This window comes from Streptomyces sp. NBC_00569, assembly GCF_036345255.1.
GTDB lineage: Bacteria > Actinomycetota > Actinomycetes > Streptomycetales > Streptomycetaceae > Streptomyces.
Map to the genome: position 1 here is coordinate 1600092 of NZ_CP107783.1, position 14087 is coordinate 1614178.

Annotated in this window: 11 protein-coding genes and 1 pseudogene; 4 read left to right on the forward strand and 8 right to left on the reverse strand. The window is 69.6% G+C overall.

Features of this window, described 5'->3' with window-relative positions:
- Window positions 1–17 precede the first annotated feature (17 nt).
- The 4 genes from surE to OHO83_RS07440 all read right to left on the reverse strand — a co-directional run bounded on the left by surE (window position 18) and on the right by OHO83_RS07440 (window position 5728).
- Window positions 18–1106, reverse strand: coding sequence for a 5'/3'-nucleotidase SurE (gene surE, locus OHO83_RS07425; RefSeq protein ID WP_330278924.1), 1089 nt, complete (start codon window positions 1104–1106; stop codon window positions 18–20).
- Between the two features lie 90 nt (window positions 1107–1196).
- Entirely contained in the window at window positions 1197–2981 is a 1785-nt protein-coding gene (locus OHO83_RS07430; RefSeq protein ID WP_330278925.1) for a glycoside hydrolase family 3 protein, read from the reverse strand.
- 129 nt (window positions 2982–3110) lie between these two features.
- Window positions 3111–4445 carry an MFS transporter gene (locus tag OHO83_RS07435; RefSeq protein WP_330278926.1) on the reverse strand — a complete coding sequence of 445 codons (1335 nt, stop codon included), beginning with the start codon at window positions 4443–4445 and terminating at the stop codon, window positions 3111–3113.
- 257 nt (window positions 4446–4702) lie between these two features.
- Window positions 4703–5728, reverse strand: coding sequence for a LacI family DNA-binding transcriptional regulator (locus tag OHO83_RS07440; protein WP_330278927.1), 1026 nt, complete (start codon window positions 5726–5728; stop codon window positions 4703–4705).
- 280 nt (window positions 5729–6008) lie between these two features.
- Here OHO83_RS07440 and OHO83_RS46905 point away from each other — a divergent pair.
- The 4 genes and pseudogenes from OHO83_RS46905 to OHO83_RS07455 form a co-directional block, all read left to right on the forward strand.
- Window positions 6009–6281, forward strand: a pseudogene (locus tag OHO83_RS46905) (sulfatase-like hydrolase/transferase); the annotation flags it as partial.
- A complete protein-coding gene (locus OHO83_RS07445; protein ID WP_330280729.1) occupies window positions 6271–7509 on the forward strand; it encodes a sulfatase-like hydrolase/transferase in 1239 nt (412 codons plus the stop codon). The pseudogene OHO83_RS46905 and the gene OHO83_RS07445, both read left to right, overlap by 11 nt.
- Entirely contained in the window at window positions 7502–7801 is a 300-nt protein-coding gene (locus OHO83_RS07450) for a formylglycine-generating enzyme family protein (RefSeq protein WP_330278928.1), read from the forward strand. The genes OHO83_RS07445 and OHO83_RS07450 overlap by 8 nt, the downstream gene beginning before the upstream one ends.
- Before the next feature lie 421 nt (window positions 7802–8222).
- Entirely contained in the window at window positions 8223–9281 is a 1059-nt protein-coding gene (locus OHO83_RS07455; RefSeq protein ID WP_330278929.1) for a vWA domain-containing protein, read from the forward strand.
- Between the two features lie 222 nt (window positions 9282–9503).
- Here OHO83_RS07455 and OHO83_RS07460 read toward each other — a convergent pair whose 3' ends face one another.
- The 4 genes from OHO83_RS07460 to OHO83_RS07475 all read right to left on the reverse strand — a co-directional run bounded on the left by OHO83_RS07460 (window position 9504) and on the right by OHO83_RS07475 (window position 14051).
- Entirely contained in the window at window positions 9504–10166 is a 663-nt protein-coding gene (locus OHO83_RS07460) for a histidine phosphatase family protein (RefSeq protein ID WP_266677624.1), read from the reverse strand.
- Window positions 10167–10409: 243 nt separating this feature from the next.
- Window positions 10410–11465 (reverse strand): MASE1 domain-containing protein, encoded by a 1056-nt coding sequence (locus tag OHO83_RS07465; RefSeq protein ID WP_329432609.1) that lies wholly within the window; start codon window positions 11463–11465, stop codon window positions 10410–10412.
- A gap of 103 nt (window positions 11466–11568) precedes the next feature.
- A complete protein-coding gene (locus OHO83_RS07470) occupies window positions 11569–12903 on the reverse strand; it encodes a PP2C family protein-serine/threonine phosphatase (RefSeq protein ID WP_266677620.1) in 1335 nt (444 codons plus the stop codon).
- Between the two features lie 752 nt (window positions 12904–13655).
- On the reverse strand, window positions 13656–14051 hold the full coding sequence (locus tag OHO83_RS07475) for an LppU/SCO3897 family protein (protein ID WP_266677617.1): 396 nt from the start codon (window positions 14049–14051) through the stop codon (window positions 13656–13658).
- Window positions 14052–14087: the final 36 nt, after the last annotated feature.

Below are 14087 nucleotides of genomic sequence, written 5' to 3' on the forward strand. Positions count from 1 at the left end.
TCGAGATCTGTCCCGGCTCACGGGCGCGGGGCGTTCTGCTCGACGTAGTGCTTCAGCTTCCGCAGGTTCTTCCCGCCGTCGACGGTGGCACCGTAGGTGCGGTCCGCGGTGACGGGCGCGACGGCCACATGGCCGCTGAGCAGCGCGGTGGAGTCGGCGCGCCGCACGGTTTCCGTGCAGGGGTCTTGGGGCCTGTCCGCGCAGACGCCGGGGACGATGTCGAAGGTGTCGCCGCTGCCTCGGTGTGCCGCGTAGTCGTGCCACACGACCTTGCCGTGGCCGATGCCGGTCCACAGGGGCGCCTTGGCCCGCCGGCCCGTGCTGACGTCGGGGTAGTCCACCTTGACGGCGAACGTGTCGGTCAGCAGGGAGCGATCGCGCATTCCGGCGAGAAGGCGGGCGCCGAACTCGGCGTTGGCCCGGTAGTTGGCGACCGGGAAGTAGGTGTTGGTGCTGTCGCCGGATGACGAGGAGAAAGCGAGGGCGGGAATGCCGTCGTCGATGGCGGCGACAGCGGCGCCGACGGTACCGGAGTCGTTGACCTGCGCGCTGACGTTCGGCCCGGAGTTGATGCCGGTCACGACCACGTCGGGGCCGTCGGCCCAGCCGACCTTGGCGGCGAGGCCCGAGCGGAGGGCGAACTTGACGGTGTCGGCCGGCGTCGCGCTCGGTGTGCCGGCGCCACAGGCATCGTCGGACAGGCACACCCCGTAGACGGGCGAGCCGGACGGTGCGCCTGTGCAGTCGTTCTCGTAGCCGGCGGGCAGCCGTGTGCGCCGGGCCAGCGTGAGCGCGCCGCCGTTGGTGACCGCGGTGCCCTTGCCGGACTGCACCTGCCACGGCGCCATGACGACGACGTCGGCGCCCGCCGCGCACAGCGCCTTGCGCATCTCGTAGAGGCCCAGCCCGTCGGAGTGGGAGGCCTTGGCGGCCTGCATGGAGTCGTCGTTGGACAGCAGGACGCGCAGTCCGGCCAGGGGTTGGGCCGAGGGTTCCGCGTGGGCGGCGGGTTCCGTGGCCTGTGGCAGGGCGTAGGCCGTCGCGGTGAGGCTTGCGAGTGCGGCGGTGGTGGCCAGCACGATGCGGGAGCGGGAGGTGATGGGCATGGTGGGCGTGTCCCTTTGTTCAGGTCGGAGGCGGTGGCCGGCGCGGGTGCCGGCCACCGGGTGTCTGCGGGTCCGGCACAGTTCCGGGAGTCAGAGGGGCAGTCCGTGTCCGTGCGGGAAGACGGGGTCGGCGGTGTCGTTGGGTACGTCCGGGCGTGAGGCCGCGACGGCCGCCATGGAGCGGGGCAGCTCGAAGGGCAGGCGGCCCTCGCCGGCGGCCCGGCCGAAGGCGATGTCCAGCAGTGCGGTGTCACTCGCGCCGTAGTCGGCGATCAGCGCGGACGCCTTCTCGGCGATCTCCGGGATGACGGCCGGCCGCTCCAAGTTGATGCAGACAAGGGCCGGCACGGTCTCCAAGAGACGCACGATGTCGCTCAGTTCCTCCTCGGGGAAGTCGAGTCGCCCGGAGTGGAAGAACGCCTCGAACCTGCCCTCGCGCGGTTCGTACGGGGTGCGCAGCCGAAGGATCGCCAGTTCGGCGGCGGCAGGGTCGGCGACCACCTCGCCGTAGGAGGCCGCCGCGTCCGGCGAGACTCCGCGGACGTACAGCTTCGGCCGGGTCGCGGTGACCGGGAGTGTCCGCTCGTGGTTGGTCAGTACGGTCAGGGAGCGGCGCTGTGCGGCCTCGCCGGCCGCGCGGAACTCACTGTTGCCGACGGTTTCCTCGGCCGTCCCGGGGTCGACGAAGGGGTTGTCGAACAGTCCCAGACGGAACTTGTCGCGCAGCAGGCGTCGCACCGAGGCGTCTATACGGGACTCAGGGACGCGGCCCGAGCGGACCAGTTCCACGATCACCTCCGGGCAGGCCTCGCCGCCGAACTGGTCGGCTCCGGCGTCGAGGGCCTTCGCCGCCCGCTCGGCGACACTGAGGTGTTCCACCCCCCAGGCGCGCGCCTGGTGCAGTTCGCCGAGGATCGAGGCGTCGGTGAGCAGTCCCCAGTCGGTGCACACGATGCCGGTGAAGCCCAGCTGCTCGCGCAACAGCCCGGTGACGACGCCGCGGTTGAAGCCGAAGCCCACCTCTTCCCAGTCCGTGCCGATCGGCTGTCCGTAGTACGGCATGATCTGCGCGCACCCGGCGTCGATGGCGGCGCGGAAGGGCAGGAGGTGGTGGTCCCGCATTCCGCCGGGATAGACCTGTTCCTTGCCGTGCGGGAAGTGCGGGTCCTCACCGTCCTTCTGGGGGCCGCCGCCGGGGAAGTGCTTGACCATGGCGCTGACGGAGTGGCCGCCCAGCTCCTCCCCCTGCAGTCCGTGGACGTACGCCCGCACGAGCTCGGCGGTCAGGGCGGCGTCCGAGCCGAAGGTGCCCGTCTGGCGGGACCAGCGCGGCTCGGTGGCCAGGTCGATCTGCGGGTGGAGGGCCACGCGCAGGCCGACGGCCAGGTACTCGCGTCGGACGGTGTCGGCGAACCGGTGCACCAGTTCGGGGTCGCGGGTCGCGGCCAGACCCAGCGGCTCGGGCCACGCGGAGAACGGCCCTGCGGTGAACGACGCACCCGGGTTGTCGGTGAAGGCGTGGCGCGGGTCGGTGGAGAGCGTGAGCGGTATGCCGAGGCGGGTGCCGGCGGCGATCTCCTGAAGGGCGTTGTGCCATTCGGCCATCTGCCGGGCGCCCGCGGCGCCCAGGACGTTGAAGTGGCTGATGAGACGTGTCCGGATCAGTCCGGTGGTGTCCGTGGGCACCATCGCCTCGTCGCCGTTCTCGACCGGGCGTCCGTCCGGATGGAGGGGAAGCATGGTGTGGAAGACCTGTCCGGCCTTCTCGGCGAGGGTCATGCGGGCCAGGAGGTCCTCGACTCGCTCGTCGACGGGGCGGGACGGGTCCTGGTAGGGGTGGCCTTCGTGACGTGGCGCGGGTGCGGTGGTGGTCATGGGTGCCTCCAGGGCGAAGGGGACGGAGTCCCGGGGGTGGTTCGGCGCCGGTGCGGACCGGGACACGGCCGGCGTCCCGGAGTGGCGGTCACCGCGCGGGCGCGGAAGGGGCGTGGCGGGCCTGACGGCTCACCGGACGCCCCGGACGCGGAGTACACCCAGCGCGCCGACGAGTGAGACGGCCGCGGCGACCGGGAACAAGGCCTCGTAGCCGCCCGCGGCGACGATCCAGCCGGCGAGGGTGGGGGCGAGGATCTGCGGTCCGGCGTTGGCGATGTTGATGACGCCCATGTCCTTGCCGACATCGGCTGCGCGCGGCAGAACCTTGGTGATCAGGGCCATGTCGACGGCCATGTAGGCGCCGAAGGCCAGGCCGCCGACGATGTTGTACGCGAGCATGCCGCCCTGAGTGGGCCACAGCATCGGGAGCGACAGGGCCAGCGCGGCGACGATGCCGGAGGTGAACACGAACGGCTTCACCCTGCCGACCTTGTCGGCGAGGGGTCCGAGGAGGACGGTGGCGGCGACCGTGCACAGCGCGTTGACGACCATCAGGAAGCCGACGGTCGGCAGCAGATCCTGGGGCGGGACCTTGATGTAGTCGGCGAGCAGGTACAGGTTGTAGGTGAGGACGATGAAGTAGCCCAGCATGACGCCGAGCCGGGAGACGAAGGCCCAGCCGAAGTCCGGGTGCCGGCAGGGGCTGACCCAGAAGCCGCCGAGGAACGCTCTGAGTGAGAACGGCTCGCGCGGCAGGTCACGGGCGTCACGGTCCGGCGACAGGACGACGAACACGAGCGCCGCGGCGACGATGACGGCGGCTGTCAGGTAGTAGCCGTTCGCGCCGGCGAACCGGCCGCCGAATCCGCCGATGACACCGTCCAGGCCGAACTTCGTGCCGGGCACCCCGCCGATGATCAGTGCCGCGGCGATGGTGCCGAGGGGTACGCCCAGACCGACCAGCGCCGAGAAGGTTCCGTACCGGGCGGCCGGGACGCGATCGGGCATGGCGGCGGTCAGGGCGGCCTGGTAGCCGTTCATGATGAACTGCACGACGCCCCAGCTCAGGCCGAGCGTCGCGATGCTTGCCGCGTGCGCCTGGGCGACCAGGGCGAGTGCGCCGAGCAGCGCGCACAGCAGGATCCACGGCGCCCGGCGGCCGAACCGGGACCGCGTGCGATCGGACAGTTGCCCGAACACCGGGTTGCCGATCGTGGCGAGGACGGCCCCCGTGGTGCTGGCGGTGGACAAGGCGGATGTGTCGTTCGTGCCGGTGATCTGGGCGACCTGGATGGGCAGCAGGAAGCTGCCCACGCCGAGCCACAACAGGTAGAGCGCGATGTTGGCGGCGGGCAGCGTGACGTAGAGCCGTGCGAGGCGCCGGGGAGGCGCGGGTGCGTCGGCGCCGGTGTCGGCGCCGACGACGGCGGTCGCCGTCGCGTTTTCAGGAAGTGAATGGGTCATGCTGAGGCCCCTTGAAGAGCGATGCCGATGAATGCGGACGCGGTGGGGGCGCGCGTTGAGGAGGACAGTAGGTGACACGTGTAATCAGCGGAAGAGGTCTGACGGCACGAGTTGTGTTCGTCATCCGATGCGGGACCACTCGAGTGTTGAAAAGTTGAAGCCAGTGATCGACGCCGGAGCAACTGATCCGTCAGCCACGACGCGGGGCCGACGCGCGCGGCGACGCTGCTGTCACGTCACCTTGCCGACCGCCCTGGCTAGGCGGTTTCCCGGATCACCAGACCGGTTCGGAGGTAGGAGCGGGTCTCCGCAGGCGTGCCGGGAGCGCCGATCAGGCGGTCCAGCATCGCGGCGATCTCACGTGCGGGCGTGAAATCCATGCGGACGGTCGTCAGCTTCGGGCGCAGGAGTCTGCCGATCAGCAGATCGTCCGCACCCACCACCGCGACGTCCTCCGGGACACGCAGGCCGGCGTCCTGAAGGGCGCGCACGGCGACGGACGCGTACTCGTCGTTGTAGGCGAACAACCCGTCGACCCTGGCCTCGACCACCAGCTCGGCCCACCGGGCCGCCGCCCCCTCGTCGAGAGACAGTTCCTGCCGCACGACGGTGACGGAAGGGTGTGCTCGCGCGGCGGTCTCGGCACCGGAGAACCTGGGCTCGGCGAACCCGCGCAGCGACACGTCGGCGGGCACGATCACACCGATGTTCCTGCGTCCGACCGCCACCAGGTGCTCCAGGGCCATCGCGCCGACCTGCACCTGGTCCGCCACCAGCGCGTGCGCGCCGGGCACAGGCGCCGGCCCGGCGCTGACCACGACGCCGATGCCGGCCCGGTGCAGCACGTCGACGGCGTGCTCGTCCAGGCTGTCGTCCATCAGCGACAGCACCGCGTCGGGCCGCAGCTCGGCCCATCGGCGGGCGGCCTCGGCTCCCCGGTGGCCCGTCGGGCCGTAGAGGACGGCCGTGTAACCGAGTTCCGAAAGGGCCGACTGCAGCTCGGCGAAGAACTGGGCGAACAAAGGCCCCGCGGTCACAGCCGGGGCGGTGAGCAGGACGACTCCGCTCCGCCCGGCGCGCAGTGCCCGCGCCACGGCGTGCGGCACATAACCCAGCTGCAGGGCCGCTTCCCTGACCCGCTCCCGGGTGGCCTCACTGACGCGTCCGCCCCGGGTGTTGTTCAGGACGTACGAGACGGTGGCCCGCGAGACTCCCGCGGCGCGTGCCACGTCCTCGCTCGTGGGCGGGGTTCCGGCCGAACTCTGCGAGGACATCGAGGCCATGATCAGCCATCATCGCAGAAGAGACAGGTGTCGGTGACGGTGATCGATCCCGCGTGGCATCACCTCACGCGCAACGCGGCGACCACCGCCCCCGCGTCCGACGCCGCCAAAGCCACGCTCGACCGGGCCCGGCGACGAACCGCACCGTGGCGTCCGACGATCGGTTCACCGGTTTGCCGCAGCGCTCACGGCGGACGGGGCGGGTAGCCCTTAGCGTCGAGGCCAAACAGCGGAAGCGAGCCCCCGGAACAGCAGAGGGCCGAGGAGAGGCGCGCGGGCGATGGCGGACAAGCCGAACATTGTGGTGCTGTGGGGCGACGACATCGGAATCACGAACCTGAGCTGCTACAGCGACGGCCTCATGGGATACCGCACCCCGAACATCGACCGGATCGCCACGGAGGGCATGCGCTTCACGGACTACTACGCGGAGCAGTCCTGCACGGCGGGGCGTTCGGCGTTCATCACCGGCCAGAGCCCGTTCCGCACCGGCCTGTCGAAGGTGGGACTGCCGGGGGCGCAGCTGGGCATGCAGGCGCAGGATCCGACCATCGCCCGAGTCCTCCAAGGAACAGGGCTACGCCACCGGGCAGTTCGGCAAGAACCACCTGGGCGACCGCGACGAGCACCTGCCGACCGTGCACGGCTTCGACGAGTTCTTCGGCAATCTCTACCACCTCAACGCCGAGGAGGAGCCGGAGGAACGCGACTACCCCTCCGATGAGGAGTACCCGGACTTCCGCGAGAACTACGGTCCGCGTGGTGTGCTGCACACCTGGGCCGACGGCAAGGGCGGGCAGCGGATCGAGAACACGGGGCCGCTGACCCGGGAGCGGATGAAGACCTGTGATGAAGAGTTCGCGTCGGCCGCCACGGACTTCATCCGCCGGCAGGCCACGGACGACGTGCCGTTCTTCATGTGGTTCAACACGACGCACATGCACTTCCGCACACACGCCAAGGACGATTCCCTCGGCCAGTCGGGACGCTGGCAGTCCGAATACCACGACGCGATGATCGACCACGACAAGCTGATCGGCTCGATGCTGGACCTGCTGGACGAGCTGGGCATCGCCGACAACACCATCGTGGTGTACGGCACGGACAACGGCCCGCACGCCAACACCTGGCCGGACGCCGCCACCACCCCGTTCCGCAGCGAGAAGAACTCCAACTGGGAGGGCGCGTTCCGTACACCGGCCCTGGTGCGCTGGCCCGGTCGCATCCCCGCCGGGGTGGTGTCCAACGAGATCGTCGCCGGCCTGGACTGGCTGCCGACCTTCGCCGCCGCGGCAGGGGAGCCGAAAATCGTCGACAAGCTCAAGACCGGCACCACGCTGGACGGACACACCTTCAAGGTCCACCTCGACGGCCACAACCTTCTGCCCTACCTGACCGGCGAGATCGAACAGGGCCCGCGCAAGGACTTCTTCTACTTCTCCGACGACGGGGACCTGATGGCGCTGCGCTACGACAACTGGAAACTGATCTTCATGGAGCAGCGCTCCCCAGGGACGCTGGCGCTGTGGGCCGAGCCGTTCACCGTGCTGCGCGTGCCCAAGTTGTTCAACCTGCGCACCGACCCGTTCGAGAAGGCCGACGTGACCGCGAACACCTACTACGACTGGTTCCTGGCGCACGTGTTCCTGCTCGTGCCGGCCCAGCGGATCGTCGGGGACTTCCTGGCCACCTTCAAGGAGTTCCCACCGCGGCAGAAGGCGGCGAGCTTCACCGTCGACCAGGTACTGGCCAACCTGGTCTCAGGGGTCCCGAGTGCCTGAACCCGCCCCGGGCACGGCGGAACTCCACGCCGCCGCGCCCACCCCACCGGCCGCCCCCTTGCCGCCCGGCCCGGCGGCACCCACCGGCCGAACGGCAACCGCTCCGGAGGGCATGGTCGCCCTCCCCTCCGGACGCTTCATGATGGGCTCGAACGCGCACTACCCCGAAGAAGCACCGGCCCGCCTGGTGGCGGTCCCGGCCTTCGCCATCGACCGCCACCAGGTGACCAACACACAGTTCGCCGAATTCGTCGCGGCCACCGCTACGTCACCCTCGCCGAGCGCCCGCTGAGTCCTGCGCACTACCCTGGCCTGCCCGCGCAGCTGCTGAAACCGGGTTCGATGGTGTTCCGGCCGACACCCGGCCCGGTCGACCTGCGGGACCTGAGCCAGTGGTGGTCCTGGACACCCGGCGCCAGCTGGCGGCGTCCGGAAGGGCCCGGCTCGGGCCTGCGCGGCCGCAAGCAGCACCCCGTCGTGCACATCGCCCACCAGGGTCCATACCTTCGAAGGATCTGTCCAACACGGAGCCCTCCAGCCACCGTCCAGGACAGCTGCCGGCCCCGGCACCTCGACCTGTGCCTCGACCAGTTCCTCGCCAAGCCTGCGGAGGGGCAGCGCCCGTGCAGGTGACGCGACGTCAAAGGCCGTTGTCAGTGCCTCCCCATAGAGTGAAAACGTCACTCGGGGAGCATCGGAGGGGGAGCAAAAACGTGTCCGCAAACAGGATCCAGCACAAGGTCAATCACGTCGCGCTGGTAGTGGACTCTTCGGGTTCCATGCGCCCGCACCAGGGTCAACTCATCCGTGTGGTCGATGAGTTCGTGGCGGGATTGAAAGCCGAATCGGACAGCCTCGGCCACGAGACCAGGATCAGCCTCTACTCCTTCGACCACAGGGTGGAGAACCTCGTGTGGGACATGGACGTGAAGCACCTGCCGTCCATGCGGGGCCTGTACCAGGTCAACAATGGCGCTACGGCGCTCATCGAGGCTTCTCTCAAGTCGCTGGACGACCTGGGCCATATCTGGGAGGAATACGGCGAGCACAGTTTCCTCCAGATCGTCGTGACGGACGGCGAGGAGAACGCCTCCGGCGGCGACAGGCGGCACGACGGCGACATGGCCGTCCTCGGCCCCTGGCTCAAAAAGATCACGGCAACGATGGGCGGGCTTCCAGGCCACTGGACGTCCGCGATCCTCGTCCCGAACTCCCTGGCCAAGCGCACCGCCCAGAACTACGGCTTCCCGGCCGGGAACATCGCCATCTGGGATGCGGATTCCCAGAAGGGTGTCGAGGAAGCGATCGGCACGGTGCGGGCTGCCGCCACCAGCTTCCTGCGCGGGCGGGAGCAGGGCGTGCGCGGCACGAAGAACCTCTTCGCCGTCGGTCAGGACATATCGGTTGCCGAAGTGCGGGCGAACCTCGAACCGGTTCCGGCCGACAAGTACCGGCTTCTGAAAGTCGACCAGGAAGTCGAGATCCGCCCCTTCGTCAATTCTCATCCGGGGGTGGCGTACGAACGTGGCTCCTGTTACTACCAGCTCGGCGCCCGGGCTCAGGTCCAGCCGAACAAAGAAGTCATCGTGGTCGAGAAGGACACCGACCGGGCCTATACGGGCGACGCGGCGCGGAGCCTTTTGTTCGGTACGGATGTGCAAGGAACCGTCTCCGTGAAAGCGGGGAACAATCCCAAGCTGGAGGTGTATGTGCAAAGTCGTTCGGTGAACAGGAAGCTCAAGCCGAAGACACGTCTTCTCATCATGCTGTGAGTTTGCGCTGTGAGTTCGCGCTGCGACCTCGGTCGGTCCGCCACTGAGGTGTGGTGTTTCTTCGTGAGTCGCGTTCTCGTCCGGAGTTCCGCCCCGGCGGGCTTCTGCTTCGGCGCGGCTCCGAACCGTAGCTCGTGGCTCTGCCCCGACGCCGAGGCCGGTCGTCTCGACCGGCTTCGGCGCACGCCATTGTTGAGCTCCGATTCCGTCGGCCGGCCTTGCTCAGGCTGTCGGGACCGCTTCCCCTGCCGGGCCACTTTCCTGCGGCGAGCTTCCCTCCGGCCCGAGCGGCCGGCCTTCCCACACCAGCGTCTGCCAGCCCTGGTCGGGTGAGCCGGACAGGACGACGGCGGCTGTGTTGCCCAGCGGGCGGCTCGACGCGTACGCCACGTCCACGTTGGCCGCCCGCGCGGCCACCCACATCCGGATCGCGGCACCGTGGCTGACCATCGCCACCGTCTCCGCCCCCGAATCGGCGGCCTCCGCAACCACGGAATCGAAGCGCCCCAGGGCCTCCACGCCGTTTTCGCCTCCGGGCATCCGGCGTTCCACGTCGCCTGCGGACCAGGCGAACGCGGTGGCGAGGTACAGGGCGGCAGCCTCGTCGTCGCCCCGCATCTCCAGCTCTCCGGCGACCAGCTCCCGAATACCGTCCCGGACCTGGATGTCCAGCCCCGTCGCGGCGGCGAGAGGGGCGGCTGTCAGCTGGGTGCGCAGCAGCGTGGACGCGTACAGGGCGTCGATCGTCTCCCCCGCCAGCGCCTGCGGCAGTGCGGCCGCCTGGTCCTGCCCCAATGGCGTCAGTCCCGGGCCCGGCGCCGCCGTGTCCAGCAGGTGCTTGAGATTGGACGGGGTCTGGCCATGGCGTATGAGCAGCAGGCGCATGCGGGAACTACCTCCTCGGAACGGAACATGTCCTCCCAGCCTCCCACCTGAACCTGCGCCCGACCGCAGAGGGAAGCCGTCCCACGCCCACGCCCCGAGCCGCCCCCGGAAGTGATTCCGCCCTGGTCGGAGTCGTTGCCGCGGTGGGCGATGAGCACGTCGGAGATCCCTCACGGTCGGTCCGACGACGCGGGCGAAGAGTGAGCTCTTGCGGAGTGGGGGCGGTGGCTGGGTGATGTGCCCCTATCCCGGCTGATCACGCCGCACTTCTGGTTCGTCCGCCGCGCTCTTCCCGATCGTCCTCTTCACCGACGTGTTCTCTTCGCCGAAGCGGACGGGGAGTGTCGGCTGGAAGCCGCCCGCGGAGATCTTGGCCACCATGTCGGCGAGATACCCGCAGGCTCGCGAAATCTCCTTCTGGGCCTGGTTGCGCTCGCTGACGGCTGCCGAGACGAGCAGGGCGGTCAGCGCGGAGGAAGCGTTGAATGCCTGCAGGGTGATCATGCTGGTGAGCAGATCATGACCGGCGAACGGCCCGGACCCGCGGGCGGCGGTCACGATCGCGAAGGTGGACACGGCCAGAGCGCAGGGTGCGGCTCCGGCCAGTTGGAAGCGGAAGGCCGCCCAGATGAGCAGCGGGAAGCCGAGGAACATGAGGGGCGCGCTGCCGCTCCCGACGAGCCCGACGCAGGCTGTGGCCACGACGAGCAGGAAGCCCTCCGCCCAACGGGACGGCGGAGCGTCCTTCGGCCAGCGTGCCGAGCGGAGAACGAGCAGGACCGGCGTCACCACCAGTACGCCCATCGCGTCGCCGGTCCACCAGACCGACCACGTCGGCCAGAACCCGTCGGCGTGCACCACTCCGGCGAGGGCCAAGGTCCCGCTGCCGATCGTCGCGCTGATCAGCATCCCGGTGAACGCACCGAGGAAGATCAGTGCGAGCACATCCCGCAAACGGGACAGTTCGATACGGAATCCAGCGCGACGGAGCAGTGCGTAGGAGCAGAGGGGCGCGAGGGTGTTCCCGGCGACGATGGCGAGCACGGCCGGGAGCGACGGTCCGAGGGCGGCGTTGACCAGGAGCGCACCGAGCGTGATCCCGGGCCAGACCCGCGGGCCGCGAAGGAGCAGGCCCGCCAGGGCGATACCGGTCGGCGGCCACAGCGGGGTGACCTGGCCGCGCACCAGCTGCTGGAGCAGTCCCAGCTTGGCCGAGCCGTAGTAGACCGCGGCCACGACACATATCTCCAGGGCGGCCGCAGCGCCGCGCCGGAGCCGTTCTCGCCGGGCGGCTGTCATGAGGGCGGCCTCCGCTTCGACATCGCTCCGTGATCCATCATCCGCCGCTTCCCTTGGATCCTCCACGGGACCGTTGAACAGGCCGTTCGTCGCGGTCTCGAGGTCAGGCGGGCGGGGTGCGCAGGGCGAGGACGGCCATGTCGTCGTGACCGTCGCTGGGGTGGTGCTCGGCCAGTGCCTGAACGAATTCCGGCAGGGGCAGGGCGGCGTACAGGGTGGCGAGGGCGGCGAGCTCGGCGAGGCTCTCCTCGATGGACCGGGCGGGGTGTTCGACCAGCCCGTCCGTGAAGAAGACGACCGTGGAGTCAGCGGGCAGGTACCGGGAGTGATCGGGGCGGGGTTGTTCGGTGTCGACGCCGAGGGGCACACCCGGCTCGGCGAACAGGGATTCCGCCCGGCGCCCAGGGACGATCAGCAGTGGCGGGACGTGGCCCGCGGTACTCCAGTGGAGGCGCCAGCCCGGTCCGGCCGGTTCGATCCGCGCCAGCGTCGTGGTGGTGACGGGATTGTTCGTGATGGCTTGCAGTGTGCGGTCGAGCTGGGTGAGGACGGCGCCGGGCGCATCGCCCCCTTCGAACAACAGAGCGCGCAGCATGTTGCGGGTGGAGGCCATGGAGGCCGCGGCCCGCAGATCGTGCCCGACCACATCACCGATGACGACCGCCACGACATTGCCGGGCAACGGGATGGCGTCGTACCAGTCACCGCCGAGCTGACTGGGCTCTGCTGCGGGCCGGTAGATCGCGGCCGCGGTGAAAGGCCGCAGGTCGGGAAGCGTCGGCAGCAGCAGCCGCTGAAACTGCTCGGCTCCGACCCGTACCCGCTCGAACAGGCGGACGTTCTCGATCGCGATCCCGGCGGCGCCGGCCAGGGCGACGACGACGTTCTCGTCGTGGGTGTCGAAAGGCTGTCCGTCGCGCCGCTCGGAGAGGTAGAGGTCACCGTAGATCTCGCCGCGGACGCTGATCGCGACACCGAGCAGGGTGCGCATGCGCGGGTGCCCGGCCGGGAACCCGGTGGACGACGGATGAGACAGGATGCTCTCCACGCGCAGGGGCTCTGGGTGGCGAATCAGGTGCCCCAGGACCCCGTGCCCACGGGGGAAGCCGGCCTCCGCCAGGTCAGCGCGTTCCTGCTCGGACAGACCGGCCGCGATGAACCGCTCCAGATGGTCTCCGGACTCGTCGAGCACACCCATCGCCCCGTAGCGGGCACCGACCAGCTCCATGGCAGTGGTCACGATGCGGTGCAGCACCGCGGGCAGCTCGACCTCCCGGCTGATGGACACCACCGCGTCCAGCAGACCCTGCAGCCGGTCCATGGCGTCCAGCAGAGACCGCAACTGCTCGTCGATCCGGCCCAGCTCGGCACGCAGACGTTCGTGCAGGTCGGGTACGTGCGGCTGCCTCGGATGGATGCCCTTCTCGATTCCCGCCATCACGAGCGCCCGGGGACCACATGGCCGATCTCGGTCGCCGTCGGTCTGCAGCAGTCGCTGCGCGTCGGTGCCGGGCCCGCCCACACGATTGAGGAGTGCATTTCGGCCTCCCGGCAGGACCCTCGGTGATCGAGGTCATGGCGTCGCACGACATAAAGGGCAACAAGTTCATTATTTCAAAATCGTCGCTGTTACGCCCCGAGAGGCTCCACGCGGCGGATCACGTCGCGCGGGACGGCCCGTCACTCAGACCCCCACGCCCGGTTCATCGGCGCGGTCATCACCGGGGGCGGGCCGTTCGGCGCTGTCACCGCGGACGCGCCGGTGCACAGGTGAGGCCGGCACATGTGCGCTCAGCCAGTGCCCGGTGGGGTGGGCGCCGTACGGGGGGGCGGCCGCCGACCCGGCCGGTTGACGCGGACCCGCACCGCACCGCACCGCACCGGCGAAGCCACCTGGTGATTCTCCGCGATGTCTCCGGCGAGCATCCACAGGCCACACAGTGCCGGGCGATGGCTCACCAGATCGGGGGGGAGCGTTCTGGATGGTGCCGAGGAAGGCCGGCGTCGACGCGTGCAGGGGGTTCAGGCGGGAGCGGGTGCACCGCGAGCGAAGCTACCCGGCGCCGGCGGGCTGAGGTGTCCCACGCTCGGACCGCAGCCGATTCGGCGCGACACGCTTCCGCCTGACGGAGATCGCCTCACGCTGACCAGCAGTGAGGCGACAACGCTTGGCGAGCGCAGGCTGCCCCGCTATTTCCTGCCCTGCTCGTCGTTTTCCTTGAAGCAGACGACGAACCAATCTCCGGAGCCTGACTGGGTGAGCGAACCGGTCGTGCCCGGGACGCCGGAGCACGAGAAGGTATCGACGACTCCGTCCCTGTCCATCTTCAGGACCTTGTAGTCGGCGTGCGCGTCAGTGCAGTCGAGCTTCTTGGCCTTCGCTTCCTTGTCCGTCCCGATGTTCTCAAAGCAGTCACCGGCCTTCAGCGTCGCGGACTGGTCCTTCGTCTCGTACGGGCCCAAGGCCCAGAACACCACCAAACCCGCGAGGACCAGGATCAGACCGAGGAAGATGAGGCGGTTGCGTCGTATCTGCGCCGGGGTGTGCGAGACGCTCGGGCCGCCCAGGGGCGGTAGTTGGGACACGGGTGGTTCCTCAGGCAGTGGGGACTTGCGAAGGCG